Source organism: Azospira sp. I09 (assembly GCF_009177135.1).
Classification (GTDB): Bacteria; Pseudomonadota; Gammaproteobacteria; order Burkholderiales; family Rhodocyclaceae; genus Azospira; species Azospira oryzae.
The window spans coordinates 780,472-796,054 of the sequence record NZ_AP021844.1 but is presented as its reverse complement, the minus strand read 5'-3'; the positions used below and the strand labels follow the sequence as shown (position 1 = coordinate 796,054).

18 protein-coding genes and 5 tRNA genes are annotated in these 15,583 nt (G+C 66.2%); 14 read left to right on the top strand and 9 right to left on the bottom strand.

The genetic code is table 11. The features are described 5' to 3' along the window. Window positions 1–53: 53 nt before the first annotated feature. Window positions 54–611, bottom strand: coding sequence for an elongation factor P (gene efp / locus AZSP09_RS03675; RefSeq protein WP_014237519.1), 558 nt, complete (start codon window positions 609–611; stop codon window positions 54–56). Window positions 612–715: 104 nt separating this feature from the next. After that, entirely contained in the window at window positions 716–1,897 is a 1,182-nt protein-coding gene (gene earP / locus AZSP09_RS03670; protein WP_197739047.1) for an elongation factor P maturation arginine rhamnosyltransferase EarP, read from the bottom strand. 57 nt (window positions 1,898–1,954) lie between these two features. Between earP and AZSP09_RS03665 the strand changes: the two genes are divergently transcribed. From AZSP09_RS03665 to AZSP09_RS03615, 11 genes are all read left to right on the top strand, one after another. After that, window positions 1,955–2,617, top strand: coding sequence for a uracil-DNA glycosylase (locus AZSP09_RS03665; RefSeq protein ID WP_152089203.1), 663 nt, complete (start codon window positions 1,955–1,957; stop codon window positions 2,615–2,617). A gap of 7 nt (window positions 2,618–2,624) precedes the next feature. Then, the gene (gene uvrC, locus AZSP09_RS03660; protein ID WP_152089202.1) at window positions 2,625–4,475 is read left to right on the top strand and encodes an excinuclease ABC subunit UvrC; all 1,851 of its coding nucleotides are present in this window, start codon (window positions 2,625–2,627) and stop codon (window positions 4,473–4,475) included. Then, window positions 4,476–5,051 (top strand): CDP-diacylglycerol--glycerol-3-phosphate 3-phosphatidyltransferase, encoded by a 576-nt coding sequence (gene pgsA / locus AZSP09_RS03655; protein WP_014237523.1) that lies wholly within the window; start codon window positions 4,476–4,478, stop codon window positions 5,049–5,051. It abuts the gene before it with no gap. 81 nt (window positions 5,052–5,132) lie between these two features. After that, a tRNA-Gly gene (locus AZSP09_RS03650) sits at window positions 5,133–5,208 on the top strand. Window positions 5,209–5,260: 52 nt separating this feature from the next. After that, window positions 5,261–5,334: transfer RNA gene (locus tag AZSP09_RS03645), tRNA-Cys, on the top strand. Window positions 5,335–5,350: 16 nt separating this feature from the next. Next, window positions 5,351–5,426: transfer RNA gene (locus AZSP09_RS03640), tRNA-Gly, on the top strand. A gap of 48 nt (window positions 5,427–5,474) precedes the next feature. After that, window positions 5,475–5,550, top strand: a tRNA-Gly gene (locus AZSP09_RS03635). Window positions 5,551–5,688: 138 nt separating this feature from the next. After that, window positions 5,689–5,892: a hypothetical protein gene (locus tag AZSP09_RS03630; protein ID WP_014237524.1), complete on the top strand. Its 204-nt coding sequence runs from the start codon at window positions 5,689–5,691 to the stop codon at window positions 5,890–5,892. Between the two features lie 70 nt (window positions 5,893–5,962). Continuing rightward, window positions 5,963–6,047 (top strand) — tRNA-Leu (locus AZSP09_RS03625). A gap of 17 nt (window positions 6,048–6,064) precedes the next feature. Then, window positions 6,065–6,505, top strand: coding sequence for a DUF1178 family protein (locus tag AZSP09_RS03620; protein WP_152089201.1), 441 nt, complete (start codon window positions 6,065–6,067; stop codon window positions 6,503–6,505). Further along, window positions 6,502–6,777: a DUF2795 domain-containing protein gene (locus tag AZSP09_RS03615; RefSeq protein WP_014237526.1), complete on the top strand. Its 276-nt coding sequence runs from the start codon at window positions 6,502–6,504 to the stop codon at window positions 6,775–6,777. The genes AZSP09_RS03620 and AZSP09_RS03615 overlap by 4 nt, the downstream gene beginning before the upstream one ends. A gap of 6 nt (window positions 6,778–6,783) precedes the next feature. Here the strand turns inward: AZSP09_RS03615 and nosD are convergent, their stop codons facing one another. The 4 genes from nosD to AZSP09_RS03595 all read right to left on the bottom strand — a co-directional run bounded on the left by nosD (window position 6,784) and on the right by AZSP09_RS03595 (window position 9,977). Then, window positions 6,784–8,019 (bottom strand): nitrous oxide reductase family maturation protein NosD, encoded by a 1,236-nt coding sequence (nosD, locus tag AZSP09_RS03610; RefSeq protein ID WP_130458501.1) that lies wholly within the window; start codon window positions 8,017–8,019, stop codon window positions 6,784–6,786. Further along, window positions 8,016–8,735 carry a DNA polymerase III subunit epsilon gene (gene dnaQ, locus AZSP09_RS03605; protein WP_130458502.1) on the bottom strand — a complete coding sequence of 240 codons (720 nt, stop codon included), beginning with the start codon at window positions 8,733–8,735 and terminating at the stop codon, window positions 8,016–8,018. The genes nosD and dnaQ overlap by 4 nt, the downstream gene beginning before the upstream one ends. A 71-nt stretch (window positions 8,736–8,806) precedes the next feature. Then, window positions 8,807–9,259, bottom strand: coding sequence for a ribonuclease HI (gene rnhA / locus AZSP09_RS03600; protein WP_152089200.1), 453 nt, complete (start codon window positions 9,257–9,259; stop codon window positions 8,807–8,809). Then, on the bottom strand, window positions 9,249–9,977 hold the full coding sequence (locus AZSP09_RS03595) for a class I SAM-dependent methyltransferase (RefSeq protein ID WP_152089199.1): 729 nt from the start codon (window positions 9,975–9,977) through the stop codon (window positions 9,249–9,251). Before AZSP09_RS03595 ends, rnhA begins: the two co-directional genes overlap by 11 nt. A 28-nt stretch (window positions 9,978–10,005) precedes the next feature. Between AZSP09_RS03595 and gloB the strand changes: the two genes are divergently transcribed. Then, on the top strand, window positions 10,006–10,809 hold the full coding sequence (gloB, locus tag AZSP09_RS03590) for a hydroxyacylglutathione hydrolase (RefSeq protein ID WP_152089198.1): 804 nt from the start codon (window positions 10,006–10,008) through the stop codon (window positions 10,807–10,809). A gap of 33 nt (window positions 10,810–10,842) precedes the next feature. Here gloB and AZSP09_RS03585 read toward each other — a convergent pair whose 3' ends face one another. Beyond that, window positions 10,843–11,208: a response regulator transcription factor gene (locus AZSP09_RS03585; RefSeq protein WP_014237532.1), complete on the bottom strand. Its 366-nt coding sequence runs from the start codon at window positions 11,206–11,208 to the stop codon at window positions 10,843–10,845. Then, complete coding sequence (locus tag AZSP09_RS03580; protein WP_014237533.1) at window positions 11,205–12,167, bottom strand: diguanylate cyclase domain-containing protein; 963 nt, start codon at window positions 12,165–12,167, stop codon at window positions 11,205–11,207. The genes AZSP09_RS03585 and AZSP09_RS03580 overlap by 4 nt, the downstream gene beginning before the upstream one ends. Window positions 12,168–12,326: 159 nt before the next feature. Here AZSP09_RS03580 and rmuC point away from each other — a divergent pair, with 159 nt between their 5' ends. Then, window positions 12,327–13,835 (top strand): DNA recombination protein RmuC, encoded by a 1,509-nt coding sequence (gene rmuC, locus AZSP09_RS03575; protein WP_130458504.1) that lies wholly within the window; start codon window positions 12,327–12,329, stop codon window positions 13,833–13,835. Window positions 13,836–13,842: 7 nt separating this feature from the next. Continuing rightward, window positions 13,843–14,325: a DUF3293 domain-containing protein gene (locus AZSP09_RS03570; RefSeq protein WP_152089197.1), complete on the top strand. Its 483-nt coding sequence runs from the start codon at window positions 13,843–13,845 to the stop codon at window positions 14,323–14,325. A gap of 6 nt (window positions 14,326–14,331) precedes the next feature. Here the strand turns inward: AZSP09_RS03570 and AZSP09_RS03565 are convergent, their stop codons facing one another. Further along, window positions 14,332–15,552, bottom strand: coding sequence for a polyhydroxyalkanoate depolymerase (locus AZSP09_RS03565; RefSeq protein ID WP_152089196.1), 1,221 nt, complete (start codon window positions 15,550–15,552; stop codon window positions 14,332–14,334). Window positions 15,553–15,583 lie beyond the last annotated feature (31 nt).

Genomic DNA, 15,583 nt, shown 5'->3' with positions numbered 1-15,583 from the left:
GCAAAGAAAAAGGGCTGCCGCGGCAGCCCTTTTTGCTGGAACCCGGGGAAGGATTACTTCACGCGGTTCTTGTACTCGTCGGTGCGGGTGTCGATTTCGATCTTGTCGCCGATTTCCACAAAGGCGGGAACCATCAGCTCGAAGCCGGTGCCGATCTTGGCGGGCTTCAGCACCTTGCCGGAGGTGTCGCCCTTGACGGCGGGTTCGGTGTAGGTCACTTCGCGCACCACGGAGTTGGGCAGTTCGACGGAGATGGCCTTCTCGTTGTAGAACACCACTTCACAGGCCAGGCCGTCTTCCAGGTACTTCAGGGCGTCGGTCATGTTGTCGGCTTCGATGTCGAACTGGTTGTAGTCGGCATCCATGAAGACGTACATGGGATCGGCGAAGTAGGAGTAGGTCACTTCCTTGCGATCCAGTTGGACCACTTCGAACTTTTCGTCGGCCTTGTACACTGCTTCGCTGGCGGCGCCGGTCAGCAGGTTCTTCATCTTCATCTTGACCACGGCAGCGTTGCGGCCGGACTTGTTGTATTCGGTCTTCTGGATCACCAGGGCTTCGGGGCCCACCATGATCACGTTGCCGGAGCGGAGTTCTTGGGCGGTCTTCATCGTCAATCCTGCGGAAAATAATTTGAGGGTCTGGCCAAGGAAGCGAGGGGGCGCAATAAGTTAAAACGCGACCCGAAAGCCCAAGCCAAAAATAAAGCGCGTGATTATAGCTTGTTTCGGCAAAAACGCGCCAAGGATTCCGCCAGGTCCGGGCGATTTTCCTGCAAATCGCTCCATTGGCGGCCGTGGGCCAGCAAGGCCGGCAGCTGCCGCTCGAATGCGGGCCAGCAGGCCCCGGGGAGGACCGGGTCGAGACCGTTCCAGGCGCGCCAGAAGGTGCGCAAGGCCTGGGCTGCGGCCGTCTCCAGGCCCTCGCTGTAGGCTTCGAGGAAGGCCTCCAGCTTGGGCTCGTGGGCGTTTTCCTCCTGGGGATAGATCTGCCATACCAGGGGCCGGGCGGCCCATTGGGCGCGGACGAAGGAATCCTCGCCGCGGACGAAGTTGAGGTCGCAGGCCCACAGCAGCCGGTCGTAGTCGGCCTGGGGCAGGAAGTCCATCAGCACCAGGCGCAGGGTGCCGACCTGCAGCCGGTCTCCGGCCCGGGTCAGCCGGCCGCCGCTCCAGGCGGTCACTTCCGGCAGGGCCGGCCCCAGGGGCATGAAGCACAGGGTCGGGGAGGGGGCCTGGGCCCAGGCGTCCAGCAGGCTTGCCACGGGGAGGTGGCCGTAGCAGAAGAGGGACACCACCCGTTCCGCCGCCGTGGGGGTGGCGCCGAGGCGCTGCCAGAGCGCCTTTCGGGCCAGGGGATCGGCCTGGAAGTCCTGCCGCTGGCCGATCAGCGCCCGTTCCCGCAGCAGGCCGCCGGTACGGACGTCGAAACCGGGGAAGAAGAAGTACTTGAGCAGGGGCAGGCGCGGGTGGGGCGAGGCCAGGCCGTGGCAGTGGCTGGCCCAGTCCTCCGCCGTCAGGTATTCCAGGTTGATCCACACCGGCGGCCGGGGCGCCCGGGCCATGGCAGCCAGGTAGTTTTCCGGCAGTTCGCAGGCGAAGGCTTCCACCACCACCTGGGCTGCCTCCACCTGGGCGAAATCGCCGGCCCAGCGCTGCACGGTGACGCCGGCCACCGTCTGGCAATCCCGTTCCACCTGCAACTCGGGGCAGAGGCGGGCGAAACTGGCCAGGTCGTCCACCCACAGGCGCACGGCAAAGCCGTGCTCCGCCGCCAGTTGCCGGGCCAGGCGCCAGCAGACGCCGATGTCGCCGTAGTTGTCCACGACGGTGCAGAAAATATCCCAGGACAGGCTGGGACGGGCGGGCGCCAGGGGCGCCGGGGCGGGGGCTTCCATGGGGCCGCATGGTACCATTTCAGCCTTTCCGCCTCGTTGTCACGGACCTTTTTCCCCATGCTTGCCCCGACCCAGACCTTTTCCACCGACTGTACCGATTGTCCCCGCCTGGCCGCCCATCTGGCCGCCATCCGCCAGCGGGACCCGGACTGGCATGCCCGCCCGGTGCCGTCCTTCGGCAGCCTGGAATCCCGCCTGCTGGTGGTGGGCCTGGGCCCCGGGGAGCGGGGTGCCAACCGCACCGGCCGGCCGTTTACCGGCGACATCGCCGGGGAGCTGCTCTATCCCTCCCTGCACAAGTTCGGCTTCGCCACCGAGGCCTGGCCCCTCAATGCGGACGGCTGGGCCAATGCGGGCCTGGAGCTGAAGGACTGCCGCATCACCAACGCGGTGCGCTGCCTGCCGCCCCAGAACAAGCCCCTGCCGGTGGAAATCCGCCAGTGCAACGACTACCTGGGCCAGGAAATCGCCAGCATGCCGAACCTCAAGGCCATCCTCATCCTGGGCGCCGTGGCCCACCAGGCGGTGCTGCGCACCTTCGGCCTGAAGGTGAAGGACTACCCCTTCGGCCATGCCGTGCGCCATGTGCTGCCCGGCGGCGTGGAGACGTTCACCAGCTACCACTGCAGCGGCTACAACACCCGCACCGGGCGCCTCACCACCGAGGGCTTCGAGGCCGTGGTGGGCGCCATCCGCGACAAGCTGGACCGGCTCGGCTGAGGACGCCATGAGCGAGTCTCCGGAAGCAACGGCCCCGGCGGCCGGGCCGGCAGCGCCGGCCTTCGACGCCAAGACCTTCCTGGCGACCCTGACGGACCTGCCGGGGGTCTATCGCATGCTCGACGCCGAGGGCAAGGTGCTCTATGTCGGCAAGGCGAAGAACCTGAAGAAGCGCGTTTCGTCCTATTTCCAGCGCACCGTTTCCAGCCCCCGCATCGCCCTCATGGTGAGCCGCATCTGCGGCATCGACACCACCGTGACCCGCTCCGAGGCCGAGGCCCTGCTGCTGGAAAACAACCTCATCAAGAGCCTGGACCCGCCCTTCAACATCCTCTTCCGGGACGACAAGTCCTACCCCTATGTGCAGCTGACCCGGGATCAATTCCCGCGCCTGGCCTTCTTCCGCGGCGCCCCGGACCGCAAGGCCGACTACTACGGCCCCTTTCCGGCGGCCTCGGTGGTGCGGGACTCCATCCACCTGCTGCAGAAGACCTTCCACCTGCGCACCTGCGAGGATTCGGTCTTCGCCAACCGCTCCCGGCCCTGTCTGCTGTACCAGATCCACCGCTGCAGCGGTCCCTGCGTCGGCCTTATCTCCGCCGAGGATTACGCCAAGGACGTGCAGCTGGCCGCCATGTTCCTCAAGGGCAAGCAGCACGAGGTGATCCAGCGCCTGACCGAAGCCATGGAACAGGCCTCCATGGCCCTGGCCTTCGAACAGGCCGCCGTGCTGCGGGACCGCATCCAGGGCCTGCGCCGCATCCAGGAAAAACAGTACGTGGACAGCGGCCGCGACGAGGATGCGGACGTGGTGGTGGCGGTGCAGGAGTCGGGCATGCTCTGCCTCAACCTGGCCATGATCCGCGGCGGCCAGCACCTGGGCGACAAGCCCCTGTTTCCCAAGAATGCGGCGGATTGCGAGCCGGCCGAGGCCATCGCCGCCTTCCTCGACCAGCATTACCGGGAACATCCCATTCCCGCCCGCATCCTGGTCAATGTGCCGCCGGCGGACGAAGAGGCGGCCGAGAGTCTGGCGGCCCTGGCCGAGCGGCCGGTGCCGATCCAGGAGCCGCGCCAGACGGCCCACCGCATGTGGGTGGAAATGGCGGTGCAGAATGCCCGCATCGCCATCGCCTCGCGCCGGGCCACCCTGTCCATGCAGGGACAGCGCCTGGAAGCCCTGCAGGAGGCCCTGGGCCTGGCGGAGCTGCCGCAGCGCATCGAGTGCTTCGACATCAGCCACACCCAGGGCGAAGCCACCGTGGCCTCCTGCGTGGTGTACCAGGGCAACGGCATGCGCAAGTCCGAATACCGCCGCTACAACATCCGCGACATCCAGAAGGGTGACGACTACGCCGCCATGCGCCAGGCCGTCTCCCGGCGCTACGACAAGGCGGCGGTGGGGGAGGGCGTCTGTCCGGACCTGATCCTCATCGACGGCGGCAAGGGTCAGGTCGGCGTCGCCTACAGCGCCCTGGAGGAACTGGGGCTGGCCCATGTGCCCATGATCGGCGTCGCCAAAGGCGTGGAGCGCAAGGTCGGGCTGGAACAACTGATCTTTCCCGACGGGCGAAAGCCGTTACAATTGCCCTCGACACACCCGGCCTTGCACCTGATCCAGGAAATCCGCGACGAGTCCCACCGTTTCGCCGTTTCCGGACACCGCGCCCAGCGCGGCAAGGCCCGCAGGACTTCGACCCTGGAGGAAATCCCCGGGGTCGGCCCGACCCGGCGCAAGGCCCTGATCGCCCATTTCGGCGGACTCCAGGGCATCGCCGGCGCAAGCGTGGACCGGCTGGCCGAAGTGCCTGGCATCAGTCGGGATCTGGCGGAACGAATCTATTCGGCGTTGCACTGAATGCCCTTCAACATACCTATCCTTCTCACCTGGCTGCGCATCGTCCTGATCCCCCTGCTGATCGGCATCTACTACGTGCCCGAATCCTGGGCCAGCCTGCAGGAGCGCAACCTGATCGCCACCCTGGTCTTCGTCGTGGCCGGCCTCACCGACTGGTTCGACGGCTATCTGGCCCGGGCCCTCAACCAGACTTCGGCTTTCGGCGCCTTCCTCGATCCGGTGGCGGACAAGCTGATGGTGGCCACGGCCCTCATCATGCTGGTGCAGCTGGATCGCACCAACGCGGTCATCGCCGCCGTCATCATCGGCCGGGAAATCACCATTTCCGCCCTGCGCGAGTGGATGGCCCAGATCGGCGCCTCGAAAAGCGTGGCCGTGTCCATGATCGGCAAGATCAAGACCACCGCCCAGATGGCCGCCATTCCCCTGCTGTTGCTGCAGGAGCCGGTGGCCGGCATTGACGTCATGGCCGCCGGTACGTGGTTGATTTATATCGCCGCCGTGCTGACCCTGTGGTCCATGGGCTACTACATGCGCATGGCCTGGCCGCAAATCGTCCAGCACGCAGAAAAATAATTGCCGTCGCAGAACTGTTGACAGGCCCGCGAAAGGCCTTATAATGCGGACCTCGTTGATTGCAGCACTGATCAACACGACGCGGGAATAGCTCAGTTGGTAGAGCGCAACCTTGCCAAGGTTGAGGTCGAGAGTTCGAGACTCTTTTCCCGCTCCAGAATTCCAGGAGAGAGCTGACCGCTTTCTTCAGCAGCAGTAAGAATGTTTCTGGCGCGATAGCAAAGCGGTTATGCACCGGATTGCAAATCCGTGTAGGTCGGTTCGACTCCGGCTCGCGCCTCCAGGTTGAAAAGTAATACGCGGGAGTAGCTCAGTTGGTAGAGCGCAACCTTGCCAAGGTTGAGGTCGAGAGTTCGAGACTCTTCTCCCGCTCCAGTTTCACCAAGGCCGGATCGATGTCCGGCCGGCAGTAAAAAGCTTCATGCGGGAATAGCTCAGTTGGTAGAGCGCAACCTTGCCAAGGTTGAGGTCGAGAGTTCGAGACTCTTTTCCCGCTCCAAATTGAAAAGGGCAGTGCGCAAGCACTGCCCTTTTTGCATTCAGGCTTCCGCCGCAGCTTCTCCCCGTGCCGATTCTCTTCCCGCACTTTCCCGTTGCATCATCTACAGTTAGGTAGACGCGTCGGCGGGAGTCTCCCATGGGCATCAAACCGATCAGCAACGGCAATATGTTCGCCATCGTGGCGCGCACCAATCTGGCCGCCAGATTGGGATTGCAGTCCCAGCCCGCGGCACCGGTCGCCGGCGACAAGGGCGGCAGTCAGAACCCGGCCCAAGCGCCGTCCCCCGTCGTCAATGGGCAAGGGCAGGTGACCGGCAGGATCATCGATACCCAGGCCTGAAAGCCTCGCCGTTTGGCGTTCTGGCTGCCCTGCCCGGCGGGAAGCCGCTATAATCCTGCCTTTCGCATCCGCCCGGGTGGTGAAATTGGTATACACAGCGGACTTAAAATCCGCCGCCGCAAGGCTTACGGGTTCAAGTCCCGTCCCGGGCACCACGACGCCTGGCACCCAATTGATCATCTTTGAACTCTCCTGCGAGCAGGAGCACCGCTTTGAAGGCTGGTTCCGATCCGCCGAGGACTATCAGTCCCAGCAGGAACGGGGCCTGGTCACCTGTCCCCACTGCAATTCCCACCAGATCCGCAAGATCCCGGCCGGCATCCACCTGGCCCAGGGCGGTGAAGGGGCGGCGCCGGCGGCTGATGCTCCGCCTGCGACCGTGGAGACCTCCCTTTCGCCTCTGACTGCCTATCGCCAGGTGGTGGATTTCCTCATGAGCGTCAGCGACGACGTGGGCTCGGCCTTCGCCGAGGAGGCCCGCAAGATGCACAACGAGGAAGTGCCCCGGCGCTCCATCCGGGGCCAGGCTTCGGACGAGGAATTCGCCGAACTGGAGGAGGAGGGGATCGGCGTCTTCCGCCTGCCCCTGCCGAAAAAGGAAGACCTCAATTGATCGTCACCAATCAGGCCCTGACCATGGCCGTGGTGATTCGCCACGACGGCCAGCAGGTGACCCTGGTGCCCATGCGCAGCGGCAAGCTGACGGCCCAGCGGCTCCTGGCCAGCCAGTTCAACCATGACTGGCAGACTTCCGATTACCCCCTGGAAAAGGCGGTGCAGAGCTTTCTCGCCCACGCCCGGGACCATGGCGCCTCGAAGGAAGTCCTGAACGGCCTGGAGCGCCTGGCCAAGCGGGACCAGGACGTGGTGGCGAGTCTGTTCTAGGGAGCCTCAGCTCTTGCCGCGCAGGATGCGCGGTTTCGGGTCCTGCAGGATCAGGGTGGGGTGGGAGAAGGGCGCCAGCCTTTCCAGGAAGTCCAGCATCTCCAGTACCGGCGAATTGCGGAAGAAGCGGGCCGCCGGCGTGTCCATCCAGATACGGTCGGCGTAGGCGTAAATCTCGTGGGGCGTGTCGCCCCAGCCGTCGCCGTTGCGGTCGAAACCCTGGTAGTCGTCCCAGTAGTTGCCCAGCCAGAAGTCGTTCTGCTGGTCCCCCGCATTGCTGGCCATGACCTGCCACAGATTGTTCTCGAAGCGGTTGGCGATGGCGATATGGCCGCCCCGTTCGCCGTAGAAATTGACCCCGGTGACGTTGTGGGCCAGGCGGTTGCGGTGCAGGACGATGCGGTTGAGGGGATGGGAAGGGGAGTCGGCCATGATGCCGACGGCGCAATGGATGATGTCGTTGTCTTCCACCAGGATGGCCGCCGTCTCCTTCAGGGCGATGCCGGCGCCGGAGGCGTCCATGGCGTGCAGGACCCGGTTGCGGCGCAGGATGGCGCCTTCCGAATTCATGATGACGATGCCGGTGGAGTTGCGCTCCAGCACGTTGTCCTCGATGCGGCTGCGGTTGGCAAAGAGGAAGTTCATGCCGCGCCGGCTGTCCCGTATGGTGTTGCGGCGGAAGTGGTTGCGCGGGGCGTTGGTGATGGTCAGGTCCCGGGTCTGGGCAATGTCGTTATCCTCGATCAGGTTGCCGGCGCTGTACCACAGGCGCAGGGCATCGCCCCGGTCGGCCGAATCCACGTTGAAGGAGCGGATGCGGTTGCGGCGCAGGATGTTGTGGTCCGACTGCTTGAGGGAAATGCCGAAGAGGCTGGCCTCGATCACGTTGCCTTCGATCAGGTTGCCGTGGCCTTCGATGCTGATGGCTGCATCCAGCTGGTCGTGGGAATCGCCGCTGCCCACCAGGCGCAGCCCCTTGAGGCTGGCGCCGCTGGCCCTGAGACTGAGGATGGTGCCGTGGCCACCGTTGTCGATGGTCACCTTGCCCTTACCGTCCACATGCAGGGGCTTGTCGATGCGTACCGGCCCGGCATAGACGCCCGGTGGCGGCACCAGGACGCCACCGGCGGGAGTGGCGTCGATCCAGGGTTGCAGGGGAGGGAGCGGAGCCGCCGTCGCGGTCGTGGCGGCCAGCAGCAGCGCGGCCAGCCACAGGCAGGGGCAACGGCGGAGAAATCTCATGCGGCGGGAGGCTCGGCCGGGGGCGGCGCCCACAGGCACTTGCCCTTGCTTTCCTTGTTGATGCCGGCCAGCACCTGCTCGTGGGCGGCCAGCTCTTCGATGCTGGCCCGCAGGACCCGGGTGGGGCGGCGCTGGCCCGTGCTCATGGCGATTTCCGCGGCGGCGGCCGGTGCCTGGCCCAGGTCGATCATCAGGCTTTCCTGACCCCGGGTCATGGCCACATACACTTCGGCCAGAATCTCCGCATCGAGCAAGGCGCCGTGCAGGGTGCGGTGGGAGTTGTCCACCTCGTAGCGGTCGCACAGGGCGTTGAGGTTGTTCTTCTTGCCCGGGTGCATCTCCTTGGCCATCTTCAGGGTGTCCACCACCCCGGAGCAGACCTCTCCGACGGGCGGCAGCTTGAGGCGGGCCAGCTCGGCATTGAGGAAGCCCACGTCGAAGGCCGCGTTGTGGATCACCAGTTCGGCGCCGCGGATGAAGTCGAGGAACTCGGCGGCGATGGCGGCGAACTTGGGCTTGTCCGCCAGGAATTCCAGGCTGATGCCGTGCACCGCCTGGGCGCCTTCGTCAATGGCCCTTTCCGGGTTGATGTACTTGTGGAAATGGCGGTTGGTGAGACGGCGGTTGACCATCTCCACACCGGCCACTTCGATGATGCGGTGCCCCTGCTTGTGCTCCAGGCCCGTGGTTTCCGTATCTAGAAATATCTGACGCATGACGTTTCCGATGTTAGGCAAGGGCGGCTCTTTTATCTGCCGCCTAGATCAAATCCGTTGAATATGGGGCTTCAGGCGCTCTGGCGCAGGTCCTCGATGCCCCGGTTGGCCAGCTCGTCGGCCCGTTCGTTGCCCGGATTGCCGGCATGGCCCTTGACCCAGGTCCACTCCACCTGGAACTGTCTGGCCAGCACGTCCAGCTCCTGCCACAGGTCCGCGTTCTTCACCGGCTTTTTGTCGGCGGTGCGCCAGCCGTTGCGCTTCCAGTTGTGGATCCAGGCGCTGATGCCCTGCTGCACGTACTTGGAGTCGGTGTACAGCTTCACCGGCACCGGCCGCTTCAGGGCTTCCAGGGCGCGGATGACGGCAGTCAGCTCCATGCGGTTGTTGGTGGTGTCCTGTTCGCCGCCCCACAGCTCCTTCTCGTGGGCGCCGGCGCGCATGAAGACGCCCCAGCCGCCCGGCCCCGGATTGCCCTTGCAGGCGCCGTCGGCATAGATTTCCACAGTTGCCTCATTGGCCATTGTCGTTCGCTTCCTTCTGAGTGATGGGCGCCAGGGCCTTGGCCCGCGCCTTGCGTTCTTTCCAGGCCGGCAGCACCAGGCGCATGCCCGGCACCCGCTTCACCGCCCGCAGCAGGTAGGTGCCGCCAGCAAAGCCCCACCAGCGGTCGCCGGCCGGCTCCATGAAGTGGCAGCGCTGCAGCCATTTGCTTTGTTCGAAGGGCGGGGCGTAGCAGCCGAAATTGCCCCGGTCCACCTCGAAGCCCAGCAGGGCCAGCCAGTCCTTCAGGCGCAGCACCGAGAGATAGTTGCCGTTCCAGGGGAAGAGTCCCTCCCGCTGGCCCGGCAGGTAGCGGCGCAGGCCCCACAGGGAAAGGGGGTTGAAACCGGCGATGACCACCTGGCCTTCGGGAATCAGCACCCGCTCCACCTCCCGCAGCATCTGGTGCGGGTCCGGCAGGAATTCCAGGACATGGGGCAAAACCACCAGATCGAGGGAGGCGCTGGCGAAGGGCAGCTGGCGCAGGTCGCAGCGCACATCCACCAGGCCGGACTCGCCAGCCTTCAGGCGCAGGGGAATGCGGTTGTCCCGCAGGTAGTCCACCTGGGGCAGGCCCAGCTGCAGGGCGTGGAAGCCGAAGATGTCCGCCACCAGGGCGTCGATCTTGGCCTGCTCCCATTCGAGTACGTAGCTCCCCTGGGGGGATTGCAGCCAGGCATCGAGTCCGGGAATTGACATGGGAACGCGGTCCGCCAATAGTGCGTGTATGGAAACTAGTCTACCTGCTTGCGCGCCCCTGCGGGGCATCTCGGCCATTCCGGCCTTCAAGGACAACTACATCTGGCTGCTGCAGCGCGGCGACCGGGCCCTGGTGGTGGACCCGGGCGATGCCGCACCGGTGCAGGCAATCCTGGCCCGGGAAGGACTCCGGCTGGAGGCCATCCTGCTCACCCACCACCATGCCGACCACAGCGGCGGCGTTGCCGCCCTGGCGGGCGACGGGGTGCGGGTACTGGGATCGGCGGCGGAGTCTATCACAGGCGTCGGCGAGCCGCTGCGGGGTGGGGAGCGCCTGGAGTTCGCCGACCTGGGCCTGCAGTTGCAGGTGCTCGCCGTGCCGGGTCATACCCGGGGTCACCTGGCCTATTACGGCCAGTGGGAAGGGGCGCCAGCACTCTTTTGTGGCGACACCCTCTTCGGCGCCGGCTGCGGGCGGCTGTTCGAGGGCACCCCGGCCCAGATGGCCCATTCACTGGGCCTCCTGGCGGCGTTGCCGCCCCAGACCGCGGTCTACTGCGCCCATGAATACACAGCGGCCAACCTGGACTTCGCCCTGGCGGTGGAACCGGGCAACCGGGCCCTGGCCGAGCGGGTGCGGAAGGTGGCCGCCATGCGCCAGGCCGGGCAGGCCACCGTGCCCCTCTGTCTGGCGGAGGAGCTGGCGACCAATCCCTTCCTGCGCTGCGGCGAGGCGGAAGTGCGGGCCAGCGCCGAAAGGCAGGCGGGCCAAGCGCTGACGGATGAAGTGGCGGTGTTTGCCGCCCTGCGGGAGTGGAAGAACCACTTCTGACCCGGCGCCGGGCGGCGGCAGGACAGGGGGAGGTCAGGCCCGGCTGAGGGCCTCGAGCACCTTGGCGGCGTTGAAGGGCTTGACCACGAAGCCGTTGGCGCCCAGTTCCAGGGCTTCCTGGACGTTTTCCTTGCTGGCGTTGCCGGTGATCATGATCACCGACACCTGGGGGAAGTCCCGCTTGATTGTCTTCAGGGTTTCCAGGCCATTCATTTCCGGCATGATGACGTCGAGGCAGACCACGTCGGGCGTCATGCGCTCCACCATTTCCAGGGCCTGGATGCCGTTGCGGGCCTCGCCCACCACCTGGTAGTCCTCGTTGCGCAGGATGCCGCGCAGCAGGGCGCGCATGACATCGTTGTCATCAACGATGAGAATTTTCGGGTGACGCTGACTCATGGAGCTGGGCAGGGAGCAGGGGCGGTGGACATGCGGCAGACCTGGTTGCGGCCGGCCTGCTTGGCTTGGTAGAGGGCCTGGTCGGCAGCCAGGAGCAGGGCTTCCGGGCTGGTTTCGGGGCTGGCGACGAAGGCCGAGACGCCGCAGCTGATGGTCACCTGGCCGTGATGGGAACCGGCATGGGGCATCTTCAGCTGGGCCACGCTGTGGCGCATGCGCTCGGCGACGAAGGCGGCGCCGCCCAGTTTGGTGTCCGGCAGGATGATGGAAAATTCCTCGCCGCCGTAACGGGCCAGGAGGTCGCCGCCCCGCTCCATGGCCTTGGCCATGGCCGAAGCCACCTTCTTCAGGCATTCGTCACCGGCCTGGTGGCCGTAGGTGTCGTTGAATTTCTTGAAGAAATCCACGTCGCACATGACGATGGCCAGCTCCGTGCCCTGGCGCATGGAGCGGCGCCATTCCCGTTCCAGGGCCTCGTCGAACATGCGGCGGTTGGCCACACCGGTGAGGCCGTCCACGGCGGAGAGGCGCTTCAGCTCCTGGTTGGCCGCATCCAGCTTGCGCGTCAGCACCAGCAGGGAGTGGCGCATCTGCACGATGCGCTGCATGGCGCGGATCTTGGCCCGCAGCACCACGTCGCTGACCGGCTTCTGCAGGTAGTCGTCACCGCCGGCGGCGATGCCCTTTTCCAGGTCGGCGTCGCCGCTCATGGCGGTGAGGAAGATGATGGGGGTCCATTCGCCCGGCTTTTCCAGGTCCCGGATGCGCCGGGCCACGGTGTAGCCGTCCATGTCCGGCAGGACCACGTCGAGCAGCACCAGGTCGGGGCGCTCGGACTGGAACAGTTCGATGGCCTGGGCGCCGCAGGACGCCGGAACCGGAATGTTGCCGAGTCTTTCCAGATGGTGGCAAACCACAGCCAGTGAGGTTTTGGCGTCCTCGACGACAAGGGTTTTCATATTGTTTTTGTACGGCCCGGGCGGGTGAGTGGAATCAGTGGTGCATTTTATCCCTTTGGCCTGCTTCCGGGGGGCGCATTCCGTCACGTTCGTCCCGAACCTGGTCCCGGGCCGAGTAAAATGGCGGTTCTCGCCTGTCTGCATTTTTTCGGAACCTTCATGACCGACACCCTGTTGCTGATTCTTACCGTCCTCGCCCTGCTGATTCTCGGCGGCCTGGTGCTTCTTCTCCTGCGCAGCCGCGAGCGGCAGGATGCCGCCCTGGCCCTGGCGCCCCAGTTCGCCGCCGTGGACGGCGCCCTGGCCCGGCAGGAGCGGGCCCTGCGCGAGGAACTGGCGGCCATCCGCCAGGAATCTGCCCTGGAAGCCCGGCGTGGCCGGGAGGAACAGAGCGAGGCCCTGGTGCGCCTGACCCAGGCCCTGGGCAGCCAGGTCGGCCAGCTGGGCCAGTTGCAGGCCCAGCAGCTGGAAGTGTTCGCCCAGCAGCTGGCCCGCAGCCGCCAGGAGGCCGCCGCCGAATCCCACCAGGGGCGGGAGGCCCAGGCCCAGGGCCTGGCCCGCCTGGCCGAATCCCTCAACGCCCAGGTGGGCCAGTTCGGCCAGACCCAGGGCCAGCACCTAGAAGCCTTCGCCCAGCAGCTGGCCCAGGTTTCCCAGGCCCTGGACCAGCGCTTCGAGCAACTGCGCCAGGTGGTGGAAGCGCGGCTGGTGGCCCTGCAGGCGGACAACGCCGGCAAGCTGGAGGAGATGCGCAAGACCGTGGACGAAAAGCTCCACGCCACCCTGGAACAGCGCCTGGGCGAATCCTTCAAGCTGGTTTCGGACCGGCTGGAGCAGGTGCATCGGGGCCTGGGGGAAATGCAGACCCTGGCCGCCGGCGTCGGCGACCTGAAAAAGGTGCTGACCAACGTCAAGACCCGGGGCTCCTGGGGCGAAGTGCAGCTGTCCAACCTGCTGGAGCAGATCCTGACGCCGGAGCAGTACGCCACCAACGTCATCACCCGGCCCCGCAGCAACGACCGGGTGGAGTTCGCCATCCGCCTGCCGGGCAAGGGCGACGGTCTGGCCGATGCGCCGGTGTGGCTGCCCATCGACGCCAAGTTCCCCATCGAGGATTACCAGAAGCTGCAGGACGCCCAGGAGCGGGCCGACGCGGCCGGGGTGGAGGAGGCCGCCAAGGCCCTGGAAAACCGCCTCAAGCTGGAGGCCAAGAGCATCCGCGAGAAATACGTGGAGCCGCCCCACACCACGGATTTCGCTCTGCTCTACCTGCCTATCGAAGGCCTCTACGCCGAGGCCCTGCGCCGGCCGGGCCTGGCGGAGATGCTGCAGCGGGAATACCGGGTTTCCCTCTCCGGCCCCACCACCCTGACGGCCATGCTCAACAGCCTGCAGATGGGCTTCCGCACCCTGGCCATCGAAAAGCGCTCCTCCGAGGTGTGGTCGGTGCTGGGGGCGGTGAAGACCGAGTTCGGCAAGTTCGGCGAGGCCCTGGCGGCCACCAAGAAAAAGCTGGAGCAGGCCACCAACAGCATCGGCGCCGCCGAAGTGCGTACCCGCCAGATCGAGCGCAAATTGAAGAGCGTGGAGGCCCTGCCTTCGGGAGAAGCGTCCGGCCTGCTTTCCGGGCTGGAGAGCCTGGAAGTGCCCGAGGATAGCCAGGAGTAGGGCAGGCATGGCCGAAAGCCCCGTCCCTGCTGCCTTGCAGGCCGCCTATCGGGCCACCACCTACCGGGTTTGGCTGCCCGAGGGGGCCGTGGATCTGCGGGTGGGCGAGGCGTGCCCCGCCCTGGCGGCCTATGTGGCGGCCCGGGGCGGACGGGCCTGGATGGTGGTGACTGCCAGCAATCCGGCCTCCGAGCCTCTCGGCGAGGCTGCCAATCTGGCCCGGCAGCGGGCCCTGGCCGGGCTGCTGCACAGCCTGGGCCTGCCGGCCCTGGCGGCGGAAAACCTGGCCGACGATGGCCAATGGCCGGCGGAAGCCGGCTTTTTCGTCACGGCGCCGGTCTTGGACCGGGAACTGGCCCTGGCCCTGGGGCGCCACATGGGTCAGAACGCTGTCCTGTTCGGCGTTGCCCAAGGCGATGCCGGCACCCCGGACACCACGCCGGAACTGCTGTGGTGCCGGGAGGTGGCCCCGCCCGGAGCGGCGGGCTAGGCTGGCTCAGCCCTGGTGGCGGCGGATGAAGTCGCGCACCTGGGGATAGATCACTTCGCGCCAGCGGCGGCCGCTGAAAATGCCGTAGTGGCCGACGCCGGGGCAGAGGAAGTGGGCCCGCTGGGCCGCCTCCAGGGAAGCGCACAGGTCGTGGGCGGCATGGGTCTGGCCGGGGGCGGAAATGTCGTCCAGTTCCCCCTCCACGGTCATCAGGGCGGTACGGCGGATGGCCGCCGGGTCCACCGTCCGGCCGTGCACCACCAGGCGGCCTTCCGGCAGGTAGTGGTTGAGGAAGACCCGTTCCAGGGTTTCCAGGTAGTACTCGGCCGGCAGGTCCATCACCGCGTTGTATTCGTCGTAGAACTTGCGGTGGGCCTCGGCCGAATCGCCGTCGCCCTCGATCAGGTGGTTGTAGAAGTCCAGGTGGGCGTCCACGTGCCGGTCCTGGTTCATGGAAACGAAGCCGGCGTGCTGCAGGAAGCCCGGATAGACCCGGCGCAGGGCGCCCGGGTACTTGGTCGGCACCCGGGTGATGACCTTGGTCTCGAACCACAGCCGGGTGTGCTTCTTGGCGTAGTCGTTCACCGCCGTGGGATTGATGCTGGTGTCGATGGGGCCGCCCATCATGGTCATGGAGCGGGGCTGGCAGGGATCGTCGTCGGCCGCCAGCAGGGAAATGGCGGCCAGCACCGGCACGGTGGGCTGGCAGACGGAGATGACATGGACCTCCGGCCCCAGGTGGCGGATGAAGTCCTGGATATAGCTGACGTAGTCGTCGAAGCGGAAGGGGCCGTGGGCCAGGGAGACCTGGCGGGCGTCGATCCAGTCGGTGACATAGACGTCGTGGTCCGGCAGCAGGGCCCGCACCGTGTCCCGCAGCAGGGTGGCGTAATGGCCGGAGAGGGGCGCGCAGAGCAGCACCTTGGGCGCCGCCTGGCCGCTCTGGCGGACGAAATGGAGCAGATTGCAGAAGGGCTTGTGCACGGCCACCGCTTCGCTGACGGCCACCTCCCGGCCCTCCACCGTGGTGCGGTCGAGGCCGAAGGCGGGTTTGTCGTAGCGACGGATGAGGCGCGCCATCAGCTCGGAACCGGCGGCGATGCGGGAGCTTTCCGGCAGGTAGGAGAGGGCGGAGAAGGGGTTGGCGAAGAGCTGCTGGGTGGTTTCGGCCCACAGGCGCAGGGGGGTCAGCAGGGAGTGCTGGAATTCGTGCAGGTCGTAGAGCATGGGGGGCGTAACCTATGATTATTGTCGTACC